This window comes from Candidatus Cloacimonas sp., from assembly GCA_035403355.1.
Lineage (GTDB): Bacteria > Cloacimonadota > Cloacimonadia > Cloacimonadales > Cloacimonadaceae > Cloacimonas.
The window spans coordinates 1-26,287 of record DAONFA010000010.1; the positions used below are offsets into that span (position 1 = coordinate 1).

The following is a 26,287-nucleotide window of genomic DNA, read 5'->3' on the forward strand; positions in this document are numbered from 1 at the left end:
GGTTGACCAGGAGGTCAACCATCCGATCTCGCCCTTAGGGGCTTTTTGTTCAGGAAGAACGAAATCCTCGTCGTTCAAGCACAAGAAGAGGTTGACCAGGAGGTCAACCATCCGATCTCGCCCTAAGGGGCTTTTTGTTCAGGAAGAACGAAATCCTCGTCGTTCAAGCACAAGAAGAAGTTGACCAGGAGGTCAACCATCCGATCTCGCCCTAAGGGGCTTTCAGGTATCTCAACCCTCTAAACCTTATTTTTCCTTTTATGTTTTCTCAATATGAAATGTATATTATCTATGGCAAGGAAGGAAGGTGTCACTATCTTTCACATCAATTGCAGAACAGGGATTTTGCTTTTTCTGGTTATTATCTTCAGTCCTTATTCTGTTACTTTGTTTTCACCATTTTACGGACATAGTTTTTACCCTTAAACTGCATAGAGCAGAAGTATAATCCGCTGGCTAATTCCCTGCCATTATGGTCATTACCTGAGAACTCAAGAGTATAAGTTCCGGGTAATGTATGGGTTTCCGCAAAGCTGCTCACTAATTGACCTTTAGCGTTATAAATTTTAAATACCACGGTTCCGGATTGGTTCAGGGCATAGTGAATTTTCGTGCCGGGATTAAAAGGATTGGGAAAAACCCCTAATAGAGCTGTTTCCGGCGGAGGAAGGGGAGGTGGATCATTGGCTGTTATAATGGATACGGCACCCCAAAAGCTTTCCGTAGCGTCTATATTAATCACTTTCAGCCAGTAATAATAGCGAGTGCGGGCTACGGTAGTGCTATCTGTATAGCTATAGTTATTTGCAGGAAAAGGATTAAAGGGTATCAAATCGCTAATTGCTAATGCAGCAGAAAGGTTACTGTTATCTCCCCGCCAAATCTGAAAAGCCGATATTCCTGTTTCCACACTGCTTACCCAGGAAAGAACAACCTTATTTTTATCGTTCAGGGTTGGGGTAAAACTATTTAAGTAAGGAGGTAAAACATTATTTTGACGAGGAAAGCAGAAAGCTATCTGGTTAGCAGTTAAATATGATTCCGGCAGGGTAAAATATGCGTATTCATCAGTCCAGTTTGTTTCTGCTGCCTGGATTATCCACTGCCCTCGCGCATCAATTTTATAAGCCAAATAATAGGGTTTGTAACCCAAATTATGGAAAATAGTTATTTCTGCGCCGCTAAAATTCACTCCGCTAAGAGAGAAATCCATTCCTGCATCGGAAAAGGGTTCATTTAACGAAGCAAAACCTGAAGTAACGGTTAGACAATCATCTTCTGCAGCAATTCCTTCCAAAGTAAGTTCCGGGTGATAAGTATTGCCCAAAGTATCAGTTACAGCCGGTAGATGCACAAAAGCAAAGCCATTGTAAACATAAGCATAATCCGTATAATCATTGAGGGCAACACGAACATTATCAATTGCCGCGGGAGGTTGTTCTCCACCTGTAGCATCGTTTTTCCAGGCAAAAATGATTCTTACAGCACTGCCGGAAATGAAATACGGAATATCAAATTCGGCTTCTTTCCAGTTATTGGAATGATTCAGAGGAGAGCTCAATTGTCCAATATTTAAAAAAGTTCCTGCTACGGGAACTATATTGGGCATAACACAATAAACATTTAAAAAGTCAAAACAGGTTTCAGTTCCTTCTCCTCTTGCTTTCCAGGAAAAGCGTAATTTGCAATTTTCGGTTCCTTCCGGAAGGAAAATATCCCTGTAAAGATAACTAAGGGAAGCAGCATTAGTGTTGTATGTATTGCTGATACCTTCATCACTGCTGATATAAATACATCCATTTCCAGCTTGAGCCGTTGCCGAACCCTGTATCCATTTATTGGTCTGATTTTCATTGGCAACAGTCCATAAACAGCTGTCTGTTTCAAAACCGGCAATAAAAGGTGCAGTTTGTGCAGGCAGCGAAATTGCATTCAGAGTTATAATCTTGTTTTCACTATCGGCATTATGAGTAATAATTAAATTCCCGTTATAATCTCCTGCCTCAAATGGACAAAATACAACAGTGAAAACAGTGCTGTTATCAGCAGGAATAGAGAAATGAACGGTGTTTTGTTTCTGTCCTTTAAAGATAATCAAAAAACCCGTGGGAACAGTTATTTCTCCTGTTAGAAGAGAGGTTCCAGTGTTAGTAATCGTAAGAGGTCTTTCTGTTCCATAGCCCACAAGAACATTACCAAAGGAAAGGTTCGTAGCGTTAACCTCAATAGCGGGAGCATTGAGAGTAGATATTTTCAAGTTAGGTCTGTAAACAGTAACCGTGCCTCCAATAAAAACATCGCTTTGGTCTGCAAGATTATCCCGAACATAACGATAGCCCTGAGGAATTTCTGTATAACTTACAGTTCCGGAAGGGGAAACAGCACTGGCAGGACTGAAGGCAGTATCTATCAAAATATTATCTATCCCGTTCCAGAGAAAAGGAGTATCCAAAGTAAGCTGATCAAAACCACCTGTATCAGGTGTGTAATTATCTGTTTTATAATAAGTAATTAAGTTCTCTTCACCTTGCCACGCAGAAACATTTTCTTCAGCAGTATGAGCCATTCTAATTTGGAAAGCGGGAAGCGGATAAACAGGAGACGAAACAATATTAAAGCCCAATCGGGAAATAAAAATGGGACCGAAAATACCCTGCAAATTCAGCTCTCGTGCCTGATATATCATCTGACCGTGCAAACTTTTCCGGAAATTATTTACGGGACATCCCTCAGCGGAACTTGTTACCCCTGTTCCCGAACCAATAACTGCTATTAAAACATCTTCCGTTAACGGAGTGGCAATTTGCTCTGTAGTAGTTTCTGATTCTCCATCGTCATAAACGGCTGTAATTCTATATTGATAGGAAACCCCCGCGGTAACTTCTGTATCTGTATATCTGGTTCCGGTAATTGTAGTAAGCAAAACATCGTTGCGGTAAATATTATAACCGACAGGAATTCCCGCTTCCGGAACTTTCCAGTAAACAAGGACAAAGCCATTTCCCCCTGCAGCTGTCAAATCGCGGGGAGGCCAAAAGTAGGTTTCATATTCAGGCATTGTCAAATGGTCTATCCAAGCGCAGTTTTCAAATTCATCACTACCCTGATATTGATAATATACCCAAGCCAGAGTGTGCAAACCTGGCTCTACAGGGTAGGAAACAAGATCCCAATCTCTTTTTCCTGTCCATTGAACTGCAAGGTTATCATCAAGGTAAAAGCGCAGGTAACTAAATTCACTTTTAGTAGATAGCTTCCTGTAAAAATTTATATTTCCCGGCTGCGTAATATATATTTTCAGTTTCAATTCAGTGATATCACCATTATCCACATTTCCACTGCGAGCAGAGAAAGCACCCTCAAAATAAACATCATCTTGTACAGACCAGGGGTTGGGGCTATTGTTTTGCCAAAATAATGACGAAAAATCGCCTGTCTCAAAACCCTCATCGGCGGGAGAAACAATAGATGTAACTATTTGATGCTGACGCTGATTTCCGTCATTATCAACAACTACTGCTTTGATTGTATGCATCCCTAAAGTTGTTTCTGCAGTATCCCAAGTCCATTCATAAGGCATTGTAGCATCGGAAAAAACATAATCAGGATTGTTATCAAGGTAGAAACGAACTTCCGCTATGCTTCTATCATCCAAATCAGTTGCCTCAACCTGCACCGGGATCAGCGAATTGATTACAAAACCGGTATTATTGATAGGATAAACAATGTGGCAATGAGGGCTATAAGGATTGGCTTCCAATAATGCCTGATAGGCATTAACCATTCCGTAACCGGTAAAACAATCCCAACCTACAATTGCATCTATCGTCATATCTGTGGCAGTGGAAATAATTATATTTCTTACTTCAGCAGGAGTAAGATTAGGATTTACCGAAAGAATTAGAGCCGCAACTCCTGCTGCATAAGGACAAGAACAGGAAGTTCCATTGAACCACTGAAAGTAATCACCATAAGAGAAACCGCCATAACTTTGGATATCGGTTGTGGGAAGAATAGTAGGAGCCATAATATCAATTGCTCCTGCACCATCTTGAAGATTCATTCCATAGGAGGAACCCCACCAATATTCGCCATCAGAAGAATTGGGATTTTTTCTTTCTCCGGAAGGACTGGCAGCTCCAACAGCTATTACATCAGGATGTTTTGCCGGATAACCCATAGCAGAATTATCAGAATTTCCTGAACTGGCAAAGAGCACAACTCCGTTATTATAAGCATAACTAAAAGCACTATCGGCAGCAGGATCATCACCAACATTCATTGCATAGGAGCCAAAACTCATACTGATTACATCTACATCGTGGTCTGCCGCATAAATGATAGCATTAGTAACATAGGAAAATAAAAGATCTCCACTGCTATTAGATACTTTTAGAGGCATCACACTACACCCGCCTGCAATTCCGGAAACCCCAATTACATTATTAGCAATGCCAGCAGCAATTCCCGAAGTCCCTGTTCCATGCCCGGGATCCATACTATTATCATCCGGATTATTATCGTTATCCCCAAAATCATAACCTGCCACCAAACGCAAATCAGGATGATCAATATCTACACCCGTATCCACAATTCCGATAATAATATTCGGATCACCAAAATAATCTACTTCGTCCCAGGCAGCGATAGCATCGCTATCAAAACCGATAACTCCGACCCCGGGTCCGCTATGAGAACCATTTGCATAAACAGGTAGCTGCGCAGTATTATTGTGACCCCAATTATTCTCAAAATAAAAATCATCGGGAGCAATATGCAAATAAGCATAATACTCCGGAATCGCTTCTTCTATATAGTGATTGCTTTTTAGGATGGCAATAATTTCTTCCACGCTTTTAGTTCCATCTGAATGAACTACAAACCAGCGGTCAAAACCGTTTCTCCGAACCCATTCTTTGTCTTTGGCATCTATATAGGCACGCGTAATGGACTTTATGCCTACGCCGGTAAATAATTGATCAAGTTCGTTAAAATAGGTCTTTTCTTTTGTCTCATAAGCATTAATTGGTAATTGGGAGCGATTAACCGCATCCTGGCTAAGTTTTATTTTCACCAGGTCGGCACTGTAGAGCGGCTGTTGTTTTGGAGCATTTTGCAGGGCTATTGCATAAATCTGGCACACCAAAAACAGACAGAATAGAAGGACAGCAATTCTTTTCATAATACCTATAAAATAATGCAATATTCATTCCAAGCAATTAGTTTTGTATAAGATAAATCCCTTGCCGGTATCGGTTAAAAGCATATAAGGCAATCAGGAAAATCGGGACGGCACATTTAAATTTACTGCAAAACCCTTTCCTGTCTCTAAAAAACTATGTTTTCAGTTCAGACCCAAGCCACATTCGGCATCTTAATTGCCATTCAGTATTATTATTTATTTTTACTGCCTTATCGGAAGTGAATACGATTTCCTTATAGATAACACCAGATTATGTTAAAACTATCCCGAATTTCTGCTTTTTCCGGGATAAAAAGAGAAACTTCATTCAAAAAATGAGATACTTTCTATCAATATTTGTTTCTTAGTCCAATCTCTAATATCGGTCTGAAGATTCTTTAACGATTCCTTAGCGCCGTTAAGGAATCGTTAGAGAATCATTAAAGAATCATTAAAGAAATTAGCAAACAGCATTCAAAATCATCTTTGGCAATTATCAGGTAAAAACTTGTTACAAACTATGATAGTTGTAGCTCCGCTTTTTCCCCTGGAGAAACGACATCCTTGTCTTTTATCTTAGTTGACTGGGAGGTCAACTTTCCCGGAAAAACGATGTTCTTTTGGTTCATTTTAGTTAATCAGGAGGTCAACTTTTCAGGAGAAACGACATCCTGGTCTTTTATTATAGTTGACCGGGAGGTCAACTTTCCCGGAAAAAAGAAATTCTTGTCATTTTAATCATCCTTCGGCTACCCCGGAAATGAAACTTTTTTTTACACCATCTTTTCCTCCTAAAATCAAGGTATAAAATCTCTTTCAGCCCCAAAACAGAGATTTTGATTGACAAAAAATGTCCTTTTCAACTTTAGTTCATAGATGATGAAAAAGCACAAGGGATAGTTTTCATAGAAGGATTAGTTCCACCTCTAAAAATAATTTCACACTTGTGCCTTGCTTTAGAAAAATATTTACTTCAAGGAGAAATAAAATGGCAGTCCCGAAAAGACGAACCTCCAAAAGCAGGAGAGATAAACGCAGAACACATAAGGTGTTAACCCCTCCCAGTTTTAACTCTTGCAAAAAATGCGGAGAACCCAAATTGCCACATCATATTTGTGAAAAATGCGGCACTTATGACGGTAAGCAGATTTTAGCAGTTAAGGAGTAAGGTGCGTATTGCCGTAGATGCTTTCGGAACGGATTTAGCACCGTTTCCGGAAATTGAAGGCGCAGTCCTGGCTATAAAAGAAGACCTTTGCAATGAAGTTATCCTGGTTGGCGAAGAAGATAAAATTAACCACGAACTGGAGAAATTTTTTTATCCCCGGAACAGAATCAGTGTCGTTAATGCCACGCAACGAATAGAGATGGATGATAGCGCCGCTTCAGCAGTGCGTTCTAAAAAGGATTCTTCTTTGGTGAAAACAATTGAATTACATAAACAGGGGTTTGCAGATGCTGCTGTAAGTGCAGGTAACACTGGTGCTGTAATGTCTGCCTCCCTGTTGGTTTACGGAAGAATAAAAAATGTTCTGCGTCCTGCAATTGCGGTTGTTTTTCCTACCGAAACAGGGCATCAAATTCTTTTGGATATGGGCGCTAATGTAGATTGCACAGCAGAAAATTTAGTGCAATTTGCCAATTTGGGAAGTATGTATTACAAGTATTTCTTTCAAAAAAAGCAGCCCCGAATTTCCCTGCTGAATATAGGAGAAGAAAGTGCCAAAGGAAATGCTATCACCAAGCAGGCATACAAATTACTAAGCCAGGAACAAGAGCTTAATTTTATCGGCAATATAGAGGGTAAGGACATCATCAAAGGCATTACCGATGTTGTTGTTTGCGATGGTTTTGTCGGCAATATTGTGCTAAAAACAATAGAGGGCGTGGGGTTTTCTATCTTTGAAATTTTGAAAGAACAGATCAATAAGGATTGGATAGCCAAGCTTGGCTCTCTCCTTTCCTATCCTGTTTATACCTATATAAAAAATAAACTGGATCATACAGAATATGGTGGCGCATTACTTGTCGGTTTAAACGGCATTTCCGTAGTGGCGCATGGTCGCAGTAATGCCAAAGCGATGAAAAATGCTATCCGCTTTGCTGCATTAATTGCCAAATCCGGCTTTGTAACGAATGCCCGGGACTATTTTGAGAGGTCTTAATTATGGCAAATTATCATTCTAAATTATCTTCTTTTGGTAGCTCCGTTCCTGCAAAAATCCTCAATAACTTTGATTTGGAAAAGATTGTGGATACCAGCGATGAATGGATTAGAACCCGCACAGGTATGTTTGAAAGACATATTGCTTCCGAAAATGAAGCAGCCAGCGATTTTGCCTATCAGGCAGCAACCAGGGCGATAGAAAGTTCCTCAGTTAAATACAAAGATATTGATCAAATAATCGTAGCTACCATTTCAGGAGACCATCCTTTTCCTTCTACTGCCTGCATTCTCCAAAAAAAATTGGGTCTGAAAGATATCCCCGCTTTTGATATTTCTGCCGGTTGCACCGGTTTTATCTATGCTTTGGATGTGGCTCGTCAATATGTGGAAAACGGTTTACGCCAAAATATCCTGGTTATAGGAGTGGAAATTCTTACTAAAATTACCAACTGGAAAGACCGTAATACTTGTGTTCTTTTTGGAGATGGCGCTGGAGCTGCAATTGTAAGCAGGGCTGAACCCAGCGAGATTTCGCGAATTATAGACACCAAAATTAACGCTGACGGCAGCCAGGGTGAATATTTAATTCAATATGCCGGTGGCTCCAGAATGCCTGCCAGCCATGAAACAGTGGATAAAAACCTGCATACTGTTTATATGGAAGGTAATCGGATTTTTAAAAATGCCATCAGATGTATGTATGCTTCGTCGGATGAACTGCTAAGACGCAATAATCTTACTCCTGTGGATGTGGATTGGATTATACCCCATCAGGCAAATTTACGCATTATTGAGGGTTTGGCTGCCAAAATGAAAGTGCCGATGAGCAAGGTTATCGTGAATATTGAAAAATACGGAAACACTTCTTCGGCAACAATTCCGATTGCAATTGATGAAGCCATTCGCAATCAGATAATCCGCAGAGGTGATATAATATTACTAACTTCCTTCGGAGCAGGATTAACCTGGGGAAGCGTTTTAGCCAGATATTAACCTTGGAGGTTTGACCTCCCGGCCAACCAAAAACTCGGAAGGTTGACCTCCCGGTCAACCAAAAATCGGAAGGGTTGACCTCCCGGTCAACCAAAACTCGGAAGGTTGACCTCCCGGTCAACCAAAATCCCGGAGCGTTGACCTCCCGGTCAACCAAAAACTCGGAAGGTTGACCTCCCGGTCAACCAAAAACTCGGAGGGTTGACCTCCCGGTCAACCAAAAATCGGAAGGGTTGACCTCCCGGTCAACCAGTAACTTTATTATTGATTTCGGAGGACATCGTTCCTCCGCAAGCATAAATTGTGGAGCTTCAGCAAGCTCCAAATACACAAGAGGTAAATAATGAAAACAGCTTTTGTTTTTCCCGGCCAGGGCTCTCAATATATTGGGATGGCTAATGACTTTAGGCAAAAAGACCCTGCCCTGAAAGCGGTTCTGGATAACTTTGACCAAGTTCACAATTTGAACCTGGCTGAAGTGATGACTAACGGACCGGAAGAAACACTGAAACAAACCAGCTATACTCAACCCGCTATTCTTTTTCATTCTCTTGCAGCCCTATCTGGCTTTCAAAGCAAAAGTAAAGTGCAGCCGGATTTTGTGGCAGGTCATTCTTTAGGAGAATTTAGTGCCCTCGTTGCCTCAGAAATGATCTCTTTACCGGATGCCTTACATCTGGTGCATAAAAGAGGCGAATTTATGATTAAAGCCAATGCCGGTATCCCTTTTGCGATGAGCGCCGTAATCGGTTTGGAGCCAAAACTGGTAATAGAAATCTGTGCTGAAGCGGAAAACACCGGTTTGGTAAGAGCCGTGAACTTCAATACTCCAATTCAGACCGTAATTTCAGGAACTGCAGAAGGAGTTCAAAAAGCAGGTGAAATTGCCAAAGCAAAAGGAGCTAAAAGAGTAATCCCTTTGGTAGTTGGCGGTCCTTTTCACACTCCTCTAATTGCCAAAGCCAAGGATTGGCTGCAGGCAGAAATGGAAAAAGTAGATTTCAAGAACGGAAAAATACCTGTTATTTCCAATGTGACCGCTCTGCCGGTAATAAATGGACAGGAAGAAAGAGAACTGCTTGCCCGGCAAATCGTTTCCCCTGTTTTATGGGTACAAAGTGTAGAATATATGATTAACCAGGGTGTTCAACGCTTTATAGAATTCGGTCCGCAAAAGGTTTTAAGCGGTATGATTAAAAACATCAACAAAGAGGTGGAAGTTTTTTCCATTGACAGATTTGACGACATTGAAGCAGTTGTGTCTATAATAGGTTAGTTGAGAAAAATAAGAATTATACTTACGGGGAAATAATGAACTGGGATTTTTCAGAGAAAGTTATAGTGATTACAGGTGCAGCTCGCGGAATAGGTTTTTCCATAGCCCGTTCTTTTGCTGCAGCTAAAGCTAAAGTAGTAATTATTGATATTGCTTCTGATGCCGTAGAAAAAGCCGTGAACGAATTGAAAGAAAATAGCTTTGAAGCTTTTGGTTATACCGGCAATGTTACGGATTCTGCAGGTATGGAAAATATCTTCAGTGATGTAGTTAATAAATTGGGAAACATAGATTGCTTGATTAATAATGCCGGCATTACGCGTGATAATTTGCTAATCCGAATGAAAGAAGAGGACTGGCAAATGGTGATGGATATAAACCTGAAAGGCAGTTTTCTGTGTACCCAGAAGGTCTTCAAATATATGATGCGCAACCGCTATGGCTGTATTATCAATATAGCCAGTGTGATCGGCATTACAGGAAATAGCGGTCAGGCAAATTATGCTGCTTCCAAGGGCGGACTGATTGCCTTCACTAAAAGCTGCGCCAAGGAATTTGGCAGTCGTAATATTCGGGTTAATGCTGTAGCTCCTGGTTTTATAGAAACGGAAATGACCGCAACCTTAAGCCCCGAAACCCGAACTGAATATGCTAAAGCCATTCCGTTACAAAAAATGGGCTTACCGCAAGATGTAGCCAATGTATGTCTCTTTCTGGCATCTGAAGCCGGAAATTATATAACGGGTCAAACCATCGCCGTTGACGGTGGTTTAACTATGCATTGATAATAAACCCAAAAAAAGAAAATACTTCAATAACATAGGAGGAATAATGGATATTGAAGCCAAAGTAAAACAAATAGTAGTGGATAAACTGGGAGTTGAAGAATCTCAGGTTATTCCTTCCGCAAACTTCATAGAAGACCTGCGCGCCGATTCATTGGATACAGTTGAACTGGTTATGGCATTTGAAGAAGAATTCGGTCTTACCATCCCGGATGAAGATCAGGATAAACTTCGCACTGTTGGTCAGGCAATTGATTACTTGAAGGAAAAACTGGGATAATATACCCTTTCCTCTAATGTGGAACAATCCTGATTGTGAAATCAAAATCAGGATTGTATCCACGCTTTGCGGGAATTTATCCTCTCTTGCTATCTTTTGCTAACCGAAGAGGAGTTCCTGCAGGAAGGATTTTTTGAAATACCAGAAATGAGGTCTTTATGAATAAGCGAAGAGTTGTTATAACCGGTTTGGGAGCTATCACTCCCGTTGGCCATAATGTTGCTCAAACCTGGCAATCACTTATTAACGGCGTTTCCGGAGTGGATTTAATTGGTGGTTTTGATGCCAGTAATATAGCGGTTAAGATTGCTGCGGAAGTAAAAAATTACGATCCTGAAGAGCATTTTGACCATAAAGAAGTGAAAAAGCTTGATTTATATACTCAATTTGCGATGATTGCTGCCCGGGAAGCAATAGCTGATGCAGGTTTAACTCCCGGTGCTTTTAATCCTGATAGAACCGGTGTTATTACCGGTGCCGGAATTGGAGGCATTCTTACTTTTGAAGAAGAATGCATCAAGAACTACACCCAAGGTCCGCGTCGCATCAGTCCTTTCTTTATTCCCAAAATGATTGGCAACATTGCCGCTGCCCATATCAGCATTGAGAATAACTTTAAGGGAATAAATTTTAATGTGATGAGCGCTTGTGCCAGTGCCAATCATGCTTTAGGAACCGCTTTAAGGTCTATCCAATATGGCGATGCCGATATTATTCTTAGCGGCGGAACTGAAGCTGCCGTTACACCTTTGGCAGTTGGTGGTTTTTCTGCTATGCGTGCTCTTTCTACCAGAAATGACGAACCCCAGAAAGCATCCCGTCCTTTTGATGCAGAACGGGACGGTTTTGTTATGAGCGAAGGCGCAGCCATTCTTGTTTTGGAAGAACTGGAACATGCAAAAGCCAGAGGAGCAAAAATCTATGCCGAATTAGTTGGCTATGGTGCTTCTGAAGATGCTTATCATATTACTGCCCCTACCGAAGATGGAGAAGGTAGCTCGCGAGCTATCAAAATGGCTATTCAGGATGCCGGATTAACCCCTGAAGATATTGATTATATCAATGCTCATGGCACTTCCACTCCCTTAAATGATAAGGGCGAGACGCGTTCCATTAAAAATGTGTTCGGTGATTATGCTTATAAAGTGAAAATAAATTCTACCAAGAGTATGGTAGGTCATATGTTAGGTGCTGCTGCAGGAATTGAAGCAATCGTTTGCATAAAAACCATTGAAACAGGTATCATACACCCTACCATAAATTTAACTCATCCCGATCCGGATTGTGATTTGGATTACACTCCCCTGAAGGCAATTAAACAGAATGTGAATATTACTCTTTCTAATTCATTAGGTTTTGGAGGTCATAATTCTGCGATAATCATTAAGCGTTACCTTTAACGAGAGCTGATTTTTCATAACGATGGAGAAACAGATGAAATCTATGATCTCTCGTATCGTGGAGTATTTCTCTGCAAAAAAGATTACCGAACAATATCCCAAGTGGGAAAAATCGCTTTCGCAATTGCAGAAGAAGATTGAATATAATTTTAATGACCTCACTTTGCTGTATGCTGCTCTTACGCATAAATCATATTTACATCGGCATTTTGAAGACCATAAAACCCCCTCTCCCTTTGAACGGATGGAGTTCTTGGGGGATTCTATACTCGGTTTCATAGTTAGCAAGGAACTTTTTACCCGCCATCCCGATGAACAGGAAGGTAAGCTTTCCAAGCTGAAATCTAAAATTGTCTCCGAAACCTATCTCACTCTAAAAGCTAATTCCATAGACCTGGGAAAATATCTGCTTTTAAGCCCGGAAGAACAACAATCCGGTGGTGCTTCCAAACCCTCTATTCTTTCGGATGCTATGGAAGCTCTGATTTGCGCCATTTATTTGGATTCCGGTATTTCTACAGCTACCCGTTTTATTCGCAATCATATTTTGGATAATTACCAGGAAACTGTTACCCGCGAAGAATTGATAAATTATAAAAGCATCCTGCAGGAATATATGCAAAGCAGAAATCAACCTCCACCTACTTATGTTACTGTTGCGGAACAAGGTCCTGAGCACCATAAAACCTTCGTTGTAGAAGTGCGCTGGGGAAATAAACTTTTAGGAACGGGGAAAGGCGGCACCAAGAAAAATGCTCATCAGGAAGCCGCCAGGATGGCTTGCCAAAAATTAGGTATTTAACCCCCCACCTATTGATGCTCTCATCATTCCCTGCCTCAACTGCTATATTTCTTGCTTGCATCCTCTTATGGCAAAAGGAATCCTAACAACCCAAAATAGTTGCCATAGAACAATAACCGTTTATTATATCTATAAGCAATGAATATAGAGTGTAACCCCCAAAAAGGAGGTGGTTGTGAAAAAATGTTACTTGCTCCCAATTATTACCTTAATTCTCTTAAGCGCCTGTGAGGTAAAGAAACCTACAATGCCCAGTTGGACTGTAGATTTGAACATTCCTCTGATTAACGATATGTTCTATGTGTCCGATTTGGTAGATTCCGTTAATGTGGTAACGGATGAACACGAGGTCTTAACCTTTGTATCCAATGGAGAAGCAAACACAAATCAATTCGGAAATTTATCCTATTCCCCGATGGTGGATGAGGAGGGAATTCCTATATTAGGTTCCGAGCTAAATTTTACCGTTCCTTTTGAAGATAGTGCCGGCAAAGTAAGCGTTGCTTACGCAGAAATTGCAGAAGGCATTTTCCAAAGTCGTTTTCGCAATCTAAATCCCGATGTTCAACAGATTTCCCTTACTTTTTATGATCTTTACGGGGAAAATAACCAGAACCTGGTAATAACTGCAAATCCTGACAACTTCGGTAACTGGATAACTACTGATTTGGAAGGATTGCATTGGGGAGAAGCAAATGCCACACAGGTGATTGACGAATTACATATCTCCCTTCAGGTTTCACCTGCATTACCCGCAGGAGTGCAAGCTGCCATTTTTGATTTTAAAGCTATGGATGCTATTGAATTTGGTGAATTTAGAGGAACTTTGCAGGATTATCCTATAGGGCTTGAAGATACGGGCTCTATTGTGAATATTGAATATCCGTATAATCTGAATCACGCTATTACTCTGCAAAATGCTATGCTGCAAATTACTTTAACGAACTATATAGGTTTCGGTTCGGTTTTTTCAGGACAGCTGGAAGCTATAAATGACGAAGGAGAAATTTATATTCTTGATATCCTGGATGAAAACGGAAACAATTTCCAGATAGAACCTTCCTCGGAAACAGGACCTGTAACAGTGGATATTCCTTTTCAGCACAATATTAATGAGCTCTTGCAAATTATGCCTACAAGCATTAGGATAATCAACGGCTCTTTTTTAATTAACAGCGGAGATAATATCGGCCATTTACGCCCTACGGATTATATGCATCTGGATTACTTTATCAATGCTCCCCTCATTATTACTTTGCATAATTATGATATTGTTATCAAGGAAGAACAGGAATTCAATATTCCGGAAGAAAACCGTGAGCGTATCCAAAAAAATGCTGTAAGCGTTGCCCTGAATTTAGACATCCAAAACAAACTTCCTATCGGTGCTGCAGCTAAATTATTCTTCAGCAATACACCTGATATAGATACCCAAAATCCTGCCAGCTATGCCTTTATGAAAATAGCTGAGATTAAAAGCGTGAACGAGGATGCCGGTTTCCAAAATGTAGATTTGACCCTGAATGAAAACGAACTGAATGTTTTTACCGCCGAGCAGGTTTATATGCGTTTTGCTTTCAGCTTTAATGAGACAGGAACTCCCGTAACTATTAATGCCAGCACTGCCGATTACATTCATCTTAAAGGAATGGTGCATGCCACTGTTTTAATTGAAGAGGAGAATTAAAATGAAGAAATTAACTTTGTTAATCCTTTTCTCCTTGCTGTTGCTGACTGCTTTAAACGCTTTTAATACAGGAAAATCTATCTTTTTTGCCGATAGCTATATGCTACGCGCAAAAGGCGTAGAAGCTGCCTATTGGAATCCTGCCAATTTACAACAGAAAAAAGGTATTGATTTCTGGGTGCCTGTAGCGAACCTCGGAATATGCATCAATAATAATTCTCTGGACTTGGATACCTATAACTATGTAGTTAGCAGAGATACTTTGAATGAGATGGACAAACGGAAAATTCTGGACAAGATTGACGGCTCTCTGCGTTCAGCTGTAGAAGGCAATATCAGCATTGCCGGTTTTGCTTTTGATAATATGTCTCTCTCCAGTTCTCTTCATTTAACGGGTAAACTGGCTCTTTCCGAAAAGTATCTTGACCTTCTGCTCTATGGTAATACCGATACTCTTTATGTGTTTAATAAAAGCAATACGGATGCAGGAGGTCTTGCTTATGTTGATATCACCTTTGCCATGGGGAATTTTACTCTTCCCTATATTCCCAAAACTATACCTCCTATCCGTGCCGGTTTTGCTGTAAGCGCTTTAATTGGAGCCGGTAATGCTGAAATGGAAGAATTTAACGGCTATTTCAGTTCTTCAATGGAAGGTGCGGATTTGCGACAGGATATTGTGTTACATACAGGGATTGGCGGTTTAGGGCAAAAAGCAATGCTGGGCTTGGCAAGCGACATCACTCCCAATCTGGAAGTAGGGCTTACTTTAGATAACCTTTTCGGCAATATAAACTGGGCATTTACTACGGAAGAAACAAATATCCAAGTGGTTGCTAATGATGTTTATGCAGCAAATATCTCAGAAGATTTTTATGATTACACGAATGAGACCGCGGATATTGGTTCTTATTCTACCAAGCTACCTCCGGAATTGCGTTTGGGAGCTCTATACAATATACCTTGGGCAAATTTCTCCCTGGATTATCTTCAGGGTTTTAAAACTTCCATTGCCACCAGCGGAATTGGTAGATTTTCTTTAGCTGCTCAATTTCTGCCCTGGGATTTTCTGCCTCTAAATATTGGTCTCGGTTTTGGCAACAGTCAATATCCCTGGCGGATAAGTTATGGCTTAGGTTATTCCAGCAAAAAGGTAGAATTCGGTCTGGGCTGGCAAAGCGTTAAGAATCTTATTCCGGGTTACAAAACCAAAGGAATTTCCATAGGAAGTTATCTGAAGGTTCATATCTAATGCTGAAATATGTTCTGATAGTCCTGTTTTCGCTTGCTCTATCCGGTTTTCTAAACTACCGAACTAATCCCGAAGTTGCTGCCAAGCAGCGTTGGGTTCTTTTTATTCTCAGGTTCTTTACCCTTACCTTGCTTCTGATGTTACTTTTAAGTCCCATCTTATACTACACTCGCCATAAAAACCTGGCTCCCCGGATTATTGTGCTGGAAGATACCTCCCAAAGTATGAATTTAAAGCATAATTCCTCTACTAAGGCACAACACCTGAAACCTCTCTGGCAGCAAATGGAGAAGAAATTTAACGCCAGCGGTTATGAAGTTTTGCATAAGCACTTTGCCAATGGCTTGGAGGGCGATAATAACAACACTTTACTGGCTCCTGCCTTAAAAGAACTGAGCAAACAGAAAATGTTAGCCAATGTGGAAGGAGTGGTTCTGGCAACAGATGGCTGGTTGAGAGATGAATCCTTATCCGCAGTTCAGCAATTGGGTTGTCCTTTCTATGTTTTAGCAGATAGCACTCAAAATCCTGCTCCCGATTTGACAATCATTAATGTGCGCAGCAATCGCTATGCCTATAGAAATGAGTCCAATACTATTCGGGCTGAAATAGCGTCCCAAAATTACAGCGGACCTGCAGAAGTCCGTTTGTTGATGGCAAATAAAATTATCTCACGCCAAAGCTTGAAGCTGGAAAAAGGCATAACTGCTAATGTGGATTTTACTCACAAGTTTAACAGCATCGGGTTTTTCCCTTGGAAAGTGGAAGTTGCAGCATTACCCAATGAAAGCCAAATCAATAATAATCTCTATCCCGGAGCTATTGAAGTGCTTGCAGAAAAACAAAGAATTATGCTCATTTCCGATAAACCTGCCTGGGATAATAAATTCACTCTGGATGCTATTGCTACAAATAGCCGTTGGGTTGCAGAAAGCTATCTTAACAGAAACGGGCATCTTTATAGCGGAGAGGTATTAGTTAATAAACTTGAACCCGAAAATCTGGCTGCCATAATTATCATCAATAATGGAATGCTGAATTTGGATAGCGCTACAGCCAATTTTCTACAAAATGCTTATGGTAAGGGAACAGGAATACTTTATCAAGGGCTTCCGGTGAATGAACTAAATGCTCTTTTACCGATTCAAAAATCCAATATCACTACCAGCTATCAGGGCTTTTTGGTTCCTACACCTGCTTCTGCAAACTACCCTATGCTGAGTAGCTTAACCTTAAATGCCAAGGATATTCCCCCGCTGGATTATTACTATGTAACAGCTAAACAGAACAGCGAGGTTTTAGCAACCATCAATAATCCCCAAAATTCTCCTGCCATCGTTGTGCAAACATCAGGAACCGCACGCTCTCTGGCTTTTGCCACATTAAACCTTTGGCGTTGGCAAATGCAAAGTGGCGGAGAGGGCTACACAAAACTTATCGGTAATTGTTTAACCTGGCTCAGTAATAAAAGCACCGGGGTTTATAATGCAATTTATAATAACAGCTATTTTCAAGGTGAGGAAATTCGTATCCGTCTGCGTAGTGAAGATGAAATCAGGCAAAGTCGCCTGGATGTAAATCCCCGCATTCGCATTCTGGATAAAAACAATAAAGAGGTCTATACTGATTTCCTGAAACGCGAAGGTGATGAATATGCCATCAATCTTCAGCTTTCAGAACCGGGAACATACAGCTTTGAAATTTCCGACCAGGAAACAGGTAAAAGCACTAAGGGTAAATTTGAACTTTCCGAAACCTCAATAGAGACAAGGGATTATGGCTATAACTTATCCCTCCTCTCCTGGCTGGCAAACGAGACAGAGGGCAAACTGCTGTTCAAAAGTAATCTGAATACCTATCAGCCGGTTCCGGCAAAACCCCTGGCTCAAATTTCCCGCAAGGAAATTCCCCTCTATAAAAAGTGGTATGTGCTATCACTGTTTATTTTAACCTTCTGCACAGAGTTGTTCTTTAGAAGAAGATGGGGTTTGCTATAAAGAAGAAGAAAAGAAAATATCGCTTCCTGACAAAGACAGAATGACGATTGGCTTTTCCCTCAGGAAACGGTATATAAACTATATTGGAGGAAAGAATGATGATTTCCGACCTTGTTTATCGCAATAGAAGTTATCGTCGTTTTCACGAAGATAAAAGAATTTCCCGGGGGCAATTAATTGACTTGATTCGGGTTGCCAGATACATTCCCAGCGCGGGTAACCTGCAGAAATTACGCTATTTCCTCATTGCTGAGCAGGAGAAATGTAATCTAATCTTTCCCTGTCTGCATTGGGCAAGTTATCTGCAAAACTGGAACGGACCGGCTTCAGGACAAAGACCTGCAGCTTATATTATTATTTTAGTTCCGGTAAACAGCCCGAAAATGGTGTCAATTGATACCGGAATTGCAGCCCAGACAATTCTTCTAAGCGCGGTAGAATATGGTTTTGGCGGCTGTATGCTTGCCTCGGTTGATAAAGAGAAAGTTCAAAATGCCTTTGCCCTACCGGAAGAGATGGAAATTGCGCTGGTTATTGCTTTGGGTTATCCCGCAGAAACAATTGTAGTGCAAGATGTTACTGAGCCGGAAAAAATTGAATATTGGCGAGATGAAAAAGGCATTCATTATGTTCCGAAACGCAAAATCAGCGAATTGATTATCAACTATTAAAGCTAAATGGGGTAACAAAATCCGCTTTGCCAAGGACAATTAAACTAACTTTAGGCAGTTCCTGCTATCTAATTGCCACCTTAGGAAGTTGGAACTACGAAACATTGTTAGAATTGACAAATAGCGTTATGTTAAGATTTTGGCATTGAAATGGAAAATGTAATAATCTATAGCGTTTATGAAATAACCCGACAAGTGCGTCAGGTGATTGAGTCATCTCTGCAACCGGTTTTTGTAACCGGCGAAATTTCAAGCTTTATTCATCATAGTTCCGGTCATATATATTTCAACCTGAAAGATGAAAATGCTACTTTGCGCTGCACTTTTTTCAAGGGAGTGAATTCCTCTTTAACTTTTCAGCCCGCAGACGGGATGCAGGTTATCTGTTTCGGCAAGCTAACTGTTTACGAAAAAGGCGGTTATTATAACCTGAATGTGCTCAAGATGCAGGAAGCTGGTTTGGGCTTCTTACAGCAAAAATTTGAACAGCTGAAAAAGAAACTGGAAAAAGAAGGTCTTTTTGCCCAAGAACATAAAAAGCCCCTGCCTAAATATCCTGACCGGATTGGAATTATCACTTCTCCTACGGGTGCTGCACTGCAGGATATAATAAACATCATAAAACGCCGCTATCCTGTGGAACTGATAGTTTATCCGGCTTTGGTTCAGGGTGCTGATGCTCCTCCCCAAATTATTAAAGGAATAAAATATTTCAATGCAAACCGGGAGGTGGATTTCATTATAATAACCCGAGGGGGTGGTTCTCAGGAAGACCTTTTCTGTTTTAACGATGAAGCATTAGCCCGGGCTGTTTACGATTCCTCGCTTCCGGTTATGTCTGCAGTAGGGCATGAAATTGATTTTACTTTGATTGATTTTGTAGCGGATAAAAGAGCCCCTACTCCTTCCGCGGCAGCAGAACTTGCCGTTCCGGATAAAAAAGACCTGCTGAACCTGCTGGCTTCGTTAAAAAAACGGCTGGATTTATCTGCCCAAAATAGATATACCCGCAAAAGCGCTCCCCTTTTTACTCTGCAACTGGAATTGGCAAAATACCATCCGGAACGCGTTTGGCGTAATTTCCAACAGCGTTTTGATATGGCAGATATGGCTTTACAAAATGCCCTGAAACAGCTTCCTGAAAAACGGAAACATTTTGAAATGAAAGCTAACAGTATTATGCAACACCTGAATAGCCGCATAGAACTTTGCCTAACCAAATCCAAGGCAGCTTGCAATTCCACAGGACAGCGACTGGAGGATAAAGTTAAGAACCAGTTACAGTTCAAAACCACCAGCTTGAATTCTTTAAACGAAATACTGGAGCAGCTTTCTCCTCAGCGTCTGCAAAGTAAGGGCTGGATTATAGCTTTCCGGGACGGCAAATTAGTTAGTTCCGTAAAACAAGTAGCCCCCGGGGAACATCTTTCTCTGGATTTTGCCGATGGAATTGCCGAAACCACAGTAACTAAGGTAGAGAACAAAGAGTGAAAAGAGTTTTCTTTCTGCTGTTTATCCTTCTTGCTCTCTATGCCAATGCCGAAATTCGTTCCGTTTGGGTAATGCCTTGGGATATTGTTTCGCCCGGTGCAATTGATGAAGTTGTAGAAACAGCTTATGCCTGCAATCAAAATGAACTTTTAGTGGAAGTGCGTTACCGTGCCGATGCCCTATTTGATACTGTTAAAGGTAGTTATCTTTTCCCTAATCCCGAACCGAAGAGTTATATTTTGTCCGATACCGCTTTTGACCCTCTTGCCTGTCTTCTGGAAAAAGCTCATAGCAAAGGTTTGGCAGTTCAGGCATGGGTAGTAGTTTTTAATGCTACCCCCACCGAGCTGAACCTGATTCAACAGAATTATCTCTATAATAACCACAAGGACTGGATTACCTGCAATTCCAGCGGTTCTCCAATGAATATCAATAACCAGTCCGGCTATTTTATAGACCCCGGCATTCCGGAAGTGCAAAATTACCTGTTAGCTGTTTTAGGCAATCTGGCAGCCGGCTATCCTGAACTGGATGGTATTCATTTAGATTATATTCGCTATCCGGATAGTAACTTAGGTTATCATCCTATTTCTCTTGCCCGCTATAATGAATACTGCCAGAATAAAACAGAAATAACTTTTAACGAATGGCGGATTATGCAAGTAACCGCTTTTGTGGAAAATGCCTATCGGGAATTAAAAGAGATTAACCCTTCCCTGCAATTAACTGCCGCTGTTTTTCCTGATGTAGCCGAGGCAAATGTAGATTACGCTCAGGACTGGCAATCCTGGCTAAAACAAGGTATTATTGATCGCGTTTATCCCATGGCTTATGATGTGCAATATGCTAAATTTCAGAAACAACTGGCACAAATTAACCTGCTGGGAAAGAATGAACAAATCGTAATCGGTTTACGCGCCTGGAATGGAAATGGCAGTTCCCTTGCTGTTTCTAAAAAGAATTCCTATAATATTCAGGAAATAGCGAAAAAGATTAACCTCTCGCGTAGTTATGGTTTCGCCGGGGTCTCGTTATTCAGTTATTCGGGCTTGCAAAAAGGAAACGCCTTTGCCCAACTGGCAAAATTAAGCTTTCGGGAAAAAGAGAGTTATCCTTTTAACAAGGTGTCCGCTCCAGAAAATTTACCAGCCACCCAAACAAAATATCCCGCCCAAGCCAAACTTTCCCGTTTAAACAACGAAATTATCATCCAACTGCAAATTCCGGAAGAAGGGCTCTGGAATTGGGAACTTTACAATAGTAATTTCCAGCTTTGTTTCAATCGCTATTATCAGGAAGGGGAAAATATGGATATCCTAAATATCATCAATCCCCAATTAGCGGCAAATTTGCAACCCGGACGATATGCAGTGCGTCTTTACCAACCGGATACATCCCTTCAATATCTTATCCCCGTGGAACTTACAACACCCGATGAGTGAACTTCCCAAACAGGCAGGCATTCTTTCCGCTACGGAATTTTTCCGCTTGGCTGTGAAAGCAATTATTGGAATTGCTTTAGCCCGTTTAATAACTCCTGCGGAGCTTGGCAGTTACCGTCAACTTTTCCTGGTGTATGCCATTTTTTCCACTCTTCTGCTTTTGGGCATTCCGCAAAGTATGCTCTATTTTTTACCCAAGGCAGGTAGCCGGGAAAAGCAAAATGTCCTGATATCTCATTGTTTGAATATCATATCCATTTTGGGTTTGGTTTTTGCTATCTGCCTGCTTTTTTTAAGGGGAGTAATTGCGAATCTTTTCCATAATCCTGCCTTGGAAAAACTGCTGATAATTTATGCTTTATATCCGGTTTTTCTTTTTGTAACTCAATTTTTCAGCAATGTAATGCTGGGCTTAAAACAACCTCTCAAAGCTGCTACTTTTACTTTTTTTTCTATAACGGCAGATTTTATTCTAATTGTAGGTTCTGCCTTACTTACCAGGAATTTAACAATTATTGTCGGGGGAGTAATTAGTTCTGCTTTTTTACAATGGCTCTATGCCCGAATTTCTCTCTCCAAATTTAGAGCCAAGGGAACTTATTTTGATCTTAGTTCCTTTAAAACTATAATGAATTATTCTCTGCCTTTAGGTTTATCTTCTATCATCGGAATGCTTAGTATTCAGCTGGATAAATTGATGATTGCGGGTTTTTTCACTCCGGAAAAGTATGCCGTCTTTTCCATAGGAGCCACTGAATTCCCTGTTGTAGGCATTTTATCCAACTCCATAACTTCAGTTTTATTGCCTCATTTAAGCTCCAGCGATCCTGAAAAGATGGGTGTGTTATATAGTGGGGCAGTGCGTAAAAACGCCATTTTAGTATTCCCTTTAATGGCTTTGTGTTACATTTTTGCGGAACCGGCAATTACTTTAGTTTATGGCAAACTCTATACAGAATCCGCTATTTATTTTAGAATTTATCTCTTTTTACTGCCTTTGCGCATTGCCACTTACGGTATCCTGTTTCAGGCATTTGGAAAAACCCGCGTTGTTATGTATAATTCTTTATTTCTGCTCATTGCCAACGCTGTTTTAAACTATCTTTTTATAATTAACTTCGGAATGCAAGGTGCTGCAATTGCAACGGTTATTGTCACCTGGCTATCGGTAATTATTTATCTTATTCTTATTGCCAAAGTTTTAAAGCTGAATTTAAGGGCTTTTTTTCCATTGGGAAAAATAGCGAAAACCGCCATATTAACACTTATCTGTTCTTTTTTCTGTGTGCTGATAGTAAAACTGGGAAAAAGCACCCTTCCTTTTATGCTTGCGGGAGGTATCGTTTTTATGATTGCTTATCTGTTTTTAGGCAAAAAAACAGGTGTTATTCTTGATTATGACATTCAGCTGTTAAAAGGGATTTATACCGATACTTTCAAGAGGTTAAAAAAATGAACTACTTAGCTGAATCAACCTGGGAAAATTACGATTCTGAACATCAAGCAGATTTAAGAATTGTAAAACTTCTTGCTTTTCTTCCTTCCGATGTTAAAACCATCCTGGATGCAGGTTGCGGAAATGGCATAATCACAAACAAACTTATTGCTAAATATCAAGTTACCGGTTTAGATATTTCACCCGCAGCTTTAAAGTATTTGCAGTGTCCAGTTGTTCAAGCTTCAGTTACAGAAATTCCTTTCCCCGCCAAAAGTTTTGATGCTGTAATTTGTAACGAGGTTTTGGAACACCTGGATAACGCTGCCTTACAAAAAGCCGTTCAAGAACTTAAACGGGTAGCCGCTAAATATATAATAATTAGTGTTCCCCATAAAGAACAGCTGGAAAAACACTATTCCCGCTGTGCCAATTGTGGATTTACTGAACACATTTACGGGCACTTGCAATCGTTTTCAGAAGAAACATTGGCGTCCTATCTGGCTCCAGAATTTTATCTGAAAAAAAGAGCTGTATTCGGTCCTCGGAATCGTGATTTTATTCCTCTTTTGCTTAAAATAAAACAACGCTGGTTAAAGCAATGGTTCAATCCCGGAAGCGGTTTAAAGTGTTCCCGGTGTCAGCAGGATAATTTTGAAGTAAACAAATCCCTTCTCACCAAAGGAATTAACTTGCTGAATGTGTTATTGGAGCGTCCGCGTCCGTATTGGTTTACGGGTTTATTTTGCAGAAAAGAGCAAGAACTATGAAGAATGTGCTTTTAATTTTCTATCATTTTCCTCCCACAGGTGGTTCCGGAGTGCAAAGAGCTTTAAAGTTTGCCAAATATTTACCGGAATTCGGTTTCAGACCTATTATTCTTTGTGCCGATTCCCGTTTTTTAAAACAGCCCAGGGATTATACTCTTCTCTCCGAATTGCCCCGGAACACGAAAATTTACCGCACTTTCGCTTTAGACCTAAACTGGTTTTATAAACTGCTTTGGGGCTTGAAACTGAACAAAGTAGTCACTTTCCTGCAACGATGCATTTTTATTCCGGATGGAGAAATTCTTTGGTTGCCTTTTGCTCTGCCTAAACTAAAGAAAATTATGGCTGCTAATAAGATTAACCAAGTTATGGTTTCAGTTCCGCCTTTTTCTCTAATTTTTATAGCCCGACACTTGAAAAAGCATTATCAGGTCAATGTCTGTCTGGATTTTAGAGACCCCTGGAGTTTCGGTATTGGCAGAAAATATCTCAAACCACCTGCTTGGGTTACTTCCATAGAGAACAGGTGGGAAAAGGAAATATTAACCCAGGCAGATCAAGTTATCGGGGTAAGCTCTATTATGATAGAGGAATTTTTGCATCTTTATCCCTATTTGGATAAAAACAAATTTGTCTGTATCACCAATGGTTATGATGAGCAAGATTTCCCCGTTTCATTTCCTCCTGTAAGAAATGTCAAATTTACTATTATTTACACCGGCAGCTTTTACGATGAACTTCAACCGGCTATTCTCTGGCAGGCAATTTTAGAGTTAATTCAGGAAGGTTGTCTTAACCCCCGGAAAATTGCCGTGGAAATTTATGGCAGAAACTTTCGTAAATTCGTGCTGGGAAAATATATAACCGATCCTATACTAAATCAAATTGTCCATTTCCACGGTTATATCAATCATCGGAATAGCATTCAAATTCTTCGCACTGCAGATGTTCTTTTATTGTATTTAGGTTCCGGAGAAGCACAAAGAGCAATCGTTACAGCAAAGGTTTTTGAATATCTGCGCAGCGGAAAACCGATTTTGGCTGTAATAGATTCTTCAGGAGCAGCAGCAGATATCCTTAAGCACGCAAACACAGCTTTTATTGCCGAGTCCTCATCAATTCATTCTATAAAGGAAACCTTAGGAAACCTTTATCGGCTTTGGGAGGAAAATAAGCTGCAAACGAAACCCAACTGGAATTATATCCGGCAATTTGAACGCAAAGCACTTACCGCAAAGCTGGCAGAGGTCTTTTCTTCCTTAGAGCAATGAAGGTTTTAATTATCCCTTCCTGGTATCCCTATCCGCAAAATCCTTTGGCAGGTAAGTTTTTTCTGGACCAGGCAATAGCTCTATCAGAAAACAGCAATTACCAATACACAATCCTGAATTGGGGTCAGAACGAATATCAATTGCAAATAAGACATCCCCTTAGCGCCATTACTAAAATTTTAAGATATCTAACAGCAAGACCTGCTACGCAGCTAATAAAACCGAACTTACAGGAAGTTTCAATTCCTCATCTCACCTGGACAGGCAGGTTATTCTATGGCAACATCAGAGCATTGGTGAATAAATTATGGTCACTGCCTAAACCTGATATTATTCATAGTTATGTAACTTTCCCGGCAGGATTTCTTGCTTTTCGCTTAGCGGAAAAATGGAAAATACCCTATATCATCAGTGAACATAGCGGTCCTTTTCCTTTTCCGGAATACATTATCGGGAATAATGTCTCCCCAAAAATCACCTTGCCTTTACACAATGCGTCCGCTGTTTTAGCTGTAAGCAGATTTCTGCAGTCCCAAATTCTTACTTCCTGTTCCGTTCAAAGCATTGTAATCCCCAATTTAGTGGACACGGAATTTTACCATCCAGCTTCCTTTACGGAACCGAGGAAACGCTTTTCTTTCTTTTCTTTAAGCAGCTTAACCTATGCCAAAGGAGTTATGGATTTGGTAGAAGCATTTGACATTGCCGTTCAAAAAGGACTGGATGCCGATTTATTTATTGGCGGTGATGGCTATTTAAAACATAAAATCAGGCATAAGATAATTACTTCGCATCTGGAACACCGGGTTCATCTTTTGGGCTTACTAAATCCTGGGCAGGCATTGGAACAATATCAAAAGTGCGATTGTTACATTCTGCCCAGCCACATTGAATCCTTCAGTTTAGTTCTTTTGGAGGCAATGGCTTGCGGAAAACCAACTTTGGCAACTGATTGCGGTGGTCCTATTGATATTGTTACTCCGGAAACAGGCGTTCTTATCCCTCCCCAAAAACCGGTTTTAATGGCAGAAGCAATGCTGAAAATGAAAGAAAATATGCCTAAATATTCTGCTGCACGCATCAGAGAGATATGCCTTAAGAACTATTCCCCGGCTGTAATCTGCAATAAAATAACCGCTGTGTATCAAAAAGTTTTGCCAAAGTAATCCGCTATTACTCTCCGGCTATAATCAACCAGAAAAAAATGCTTAAAAAAAATATGGTGGCGAAACCCAGAATCGAACTGGGGACACAAGGCTTTTCAGGCCTCTGCTCTACCGTCTGAGCTATCTCGCCACGCTTAGGAACTTTCCTAAAATAACCCCCCTTTCTGTCAAGCCAAAAATGTTGTTGGCTGCTAACTGCATTATATTTAAAGAGATACGG

19 protein-coding genes and 1 tRNA gene are annotated in these 26,287 nt (G+C 40.6%); 18 read left to right on the forward strand and 2 right to left on the reverse strand.

Features of this window, described 5'->3' with window-relative positions:
• Positions 1 to 382: 382 nt before the first annotated feature.
• Positions 383 to 5,143, reverse strand: coding sequence for a S8 family serine peptidase (locus PLE33_03980; protein ID HPS60403.1), 4,761 nt, complete (start codon positions 5,141 to 5,143; stop codon positions 383 to 385).
• A gap of 1,027 nt (positions 5,144 to 6,170) precedes the next feature.
• On the opposite strand from PLE33_03980, the gene rpmF reads away from it, so the two are divergent.
• From rpmF to PLE33_04070, 18 genes are all read left to right on the forward strand, one after another.
• Positions 6,171 to 6,350, forward strand: a complete 180-nt coding sequence (gene rpmF, locus PLE33_03985; GenBank protein HPS60404.1) for a 50S ribosomal protein L32 — start codon at positions 6,171 to 6,173, stop codon at positions 6,348 to 6,350.
• A gap of 1 nt (position 6,351) precedes the next feature.
• Complete coding sequence (gene plsX, locus PLE33_03990; protein ID HPS60405.1) at positions 6,352 to 7,347, forward strand: phosphate acyltransferase PlsX; 996 nt, start codon at positions 6,352 to 6,354, stop codon at positions 7,345 to 7,347.
• A gap of 2 nt (positions 7,348 to 7,349) precedes the next feature.
• On the forward strand, positions 7,350 to 8,342 hold the full coding sequence (locus PLE33_03995; GenBank protein ID HPS60406.1) for a beta-ketoacyl-ACP synthase III: 993 nt from the start codon (positions 7,350 to 7,352) through the stop codon (positions 8,340 to 8,342).
• A gap of 343 nt (positions 8,343 to 8,685) precedes the next feature.
• A complete protein-coding gene (gene fabD, locus PLE33_04000; protein HPS60407.1) occupies positions 8,686 to 9,618 on the forward strand; it encodes an ACP S-malonyltransferase in 933 nt (310 codons plus the stop codon).
• Positions 9,619 to 9,653: 35 nt separating this feature from the next.
• Positions 9,654 to 10,403, forward strand: coding sequence for a 3-oxoacyl-[acyl-carrier-protein] reductase (gene fabG / locus PLE33_04005; protein ID HPS60408.1), 750 nt, complete (start codon positions 9,654 to 9,656; stop codon positions 10,401 to 10,403).
• 43 nt (positions 10,404 to 10,446) lie between these two features.
• Positions 10,447 to 10,683 carry an acyl carrier protein gene (locus PLE33_04010; GenBank protein HPS60409.1) on the forward strand — a complete coding sequence of 79 codons (237 nt, stop codon included), beginning with the start codon at positions 10,447 to 10,449 and terminating at the stop codon, positions 10,681 to 10,683.
• A 158-nt stretch (positions 10,684 to 10,841) separates the two neighbouring features.
• Positions 10,842 to 12,083 (forward strand): beta-ketoacyl-ACP synthase II, encoded by a 1,242-nt coding sequence (gene fabF, locus PLE33_04015; GenBank protein ID HPS60410.1) that lies wholly within the window; start codon positions 10,842 to 10,844, stop codon positions 12,081 to 12,083.
• 34 nt (positions 12,084 to 12,117) lie between these two features.
• Positions 12,118 to 12,885, forward strand: coding sequence for a ribonuclease III (gene rnc, locus PLE33_04020; GenBank protein ID HPS60411.1), 768 nt, complete (start codon positions 12,118 to 12,120; stop codon positions 12,883 to 12,885).
• 175 nt (positions 12,886 to 13,060) lie between these two features.
• Positions 13,061 to 14,572 carry a hypothetical protein gene (locus PLE33_04025; protein HPS60412.1) on the forward strand — a complete coding sequence of 504 codons (1,512 nt, stop codon included), beginning with the start codon at positions 13,061 to 13,063 and terminating at the stop codon, positions 14,570 to 14,572.
• Between the two features lies 1 nt (position 14,573).
• Entirely contained in the window at positions 14,574 to 15,824 is a 1,251-nt protein-coding gene (locus PLE33_04030) for a hypothetical protein (GenBank protein ID HPS60413.1), read from the forward strand.
• A complete protein-coding gene (locus tag PLE33_04035) occupies positions 15,824 to 17,821 on the forward strand; it encodes a hypothetical protein (protein ID HPS60414.1) in 1,998 nt (665 codons plus the stop codon). Before PLE33_04030 ends, PLE33_04035 begins: the two co-directional genes overlap by 1 nt.
• Before the next feature lie 95 nt (positions 17,822 to 17,916).
• Positions 17,917 to 18,492 carry a nitroreductase family protein gene (locus tag PLE33_04040; protein ID HPS60415.1) on the forward strand — a complete coding sequence of 192 codons (576 nt, stop codon included), beginning with the start codon at positions 17,917 to 17,919 and terminating at the stop codon, positions 18,490 to 18,492.
• A 150-nt stretch (positions 18,493 to 18,642) separates the two neighbouring features.
• Positions 18,643 to 19,983, forward strand: a complete 1,341-nt coding sequence (xseA, locus tag PLE33_04045) for an exodeoxyribonuclease VII large subunit (GenBank protein HPS60416.1) — start codon at positions 18,643 to 18,645, stop codon at positions 19,981 to 19,983.
• Entirely contained in the window at positions 19,980 to 21,425 is a 1,446-nt protein-coding gene (locus tag PLE33_04050) for a family 10 glycosylhydrolase (GenBank protein HPS60417.1), read from the forward strand. Before xseA ends, PLE33_04050 begins: the two co-directional genes overlap by 4 nt.
• Positions 21,418 to 22,881, forward strand: coding sequence for an oligosaccharide flippase family protein (locus PLE33_04055; protein ID HPS60418.1), 1,464 nt, complete (start codon positions 21,418 to 21,420; stop codon positions 22,879 to 22,881). Before PLE33_04050 ends, PLE33_04055 begins: the two co-directional genes overlap by 8 nt.
• Positions 22,878 to 23,630, forward strand: a complete 753-nt coding sequence (locus PLE33_04060) for a class I SAM-dependent methyltransferase (protein ID HPS60419.1) — start codon at positions 22,878 to 22,880, stop codon at positions 23,628 to 23,630. Before PLE33_04055 ends, PLE33_04060 begins: the two co-directional genes overlap by 4 nt.
• Positions 23,627 to 24,901, forward strand: a complete 1,275-nt coding sequence (locus PLE33_04065) for a glycosyltransferase (protein HPS60420.1) — start codon at positions 23,627 to 23,629, stop codon at positions 24,899 to 24,901. The genes PLE33_04060 and PLE33_04065 overlap by 4 nt, the downstream gene beginning before the upstream one ends.
• Entirely contained in the window at positions 24,898 to 26,067 is a 1,170-nt protein-coding gene (locus PLE33_04070) for a glycosyltransferase (protein ID HPS60421.1), read from the forward strand. The genes PLE33_04065 and PLE33_04070 overlap by 4 nt, the downstream gene beginning before the upstream one ends.
• A gap of 54 nt (positions 26,068 to 26,121) precedes the next feature.
• Here PLE33_04070 and PLE33_04075 read toward each other — a convergent pair.
• Positions 26,122 to 26,197 (reverse strand) — tRNA-Phe (locus tag PLE33_04075).
• Positions 26,198 to 26,287 lie beyond the last annotated feature (90 nt).

Excerpts from the sequence above, each read along its gene's own strand:
- fabG (HPS60408.1), top strand. The coding sequence starts at position 9,654 with ATGAACTGGGATTTTTCAGAGAAAGTTATAGTGATTACAGGTGCAGCT.
- PLE33_03995 (HPS60406.1), top strand. The coding sequence starts at position 7,350 with ATGGCAAATTATCATTCTAAATTATCTTCTTTTGGTAGCTCCGTTCCT.
- fabF (HPS60410.1), top strand. The coding sequence starts at position 10,842 with ATGAATAAGCGAAGAGTTGTTATAACCGGTTTGGGAGCTATCACTCCC.
- PLE33_04040 (HPS60415.1), top strand. The coding sequence starts at position 17,917 with ATGATGATTTCCGACCTTGTTTATCGCAATAGAAGTTATCGTCGTTTT.
- PLE33_04065 (HPS60420.1), top strand. The coding sequence starts at position 23,627 with ATGAAGAATGTGCTTTTAATTTTCTATCATTTTCCTCCCACAGGTGGT.
- xseA (HPS60416.1), top strand. The coding sequence starts at position 18,643 with ATGGAAAATGTAATAATCTATAGCGTTTATGAAATAACCCGACAAGTG.
- fabD (HPS60407.1), top strand. The coding sequence starts at position 8,686 with ATGAAAACAGCTTTTGTTTTTCCCGGCCAGGGCTCTCAATATATTGGG.
- PLE33_04055 (HPS60418.1), top strand. The coding sequence starts at position 21,418 with ATGAGTGAACTTCCCAAACAGGCAGGCATTCTTTCCGCTACGGAATTT.
- PLE33_04030 (HPS60413.1), top strand. The coding sequence starts at position 14,574 with ATGAAGAAATTAACTTTGTTAATCCTTTTCTCCTTGCTGTTGCTGACT.
- PLE33_04060 (HPS60419.1), top strand. The coding sequence starts at position 22,878 with ATGAACTACTTAGCTGAATCAACCTGGGAAAATTACGATTCTGAACAT.
- PLE33_04070 (HPS60421.1), top strand. The coding sequence starts at position 24,898 with ATGAAGGTTTTAATTATCCCTTCCTGGTATCCCTATCCGCAAAATCCT.
- rnc (HPS60411.1), top strand. The coding sequence starts at position 12,118 with ATGAAATCTATGATCTCTCGTATCGTGGAGTATTTCTCTGCAAAAAAG.
- PLE33_04035 (HPS60414.1), top strand. The coding sequence starts at position 15,824 with ATGCTGAAATATGTTCTGATAGTCCTGTTTTCGCTTGCTCTATCCGGT.
- rpmF (HPS60404.1), top strand. The coding sequence starts at position 6,171 with ATGGCAGTCCCGAAAAGACGAACCTCCAAAAGCAGGAGAGATAAACGC.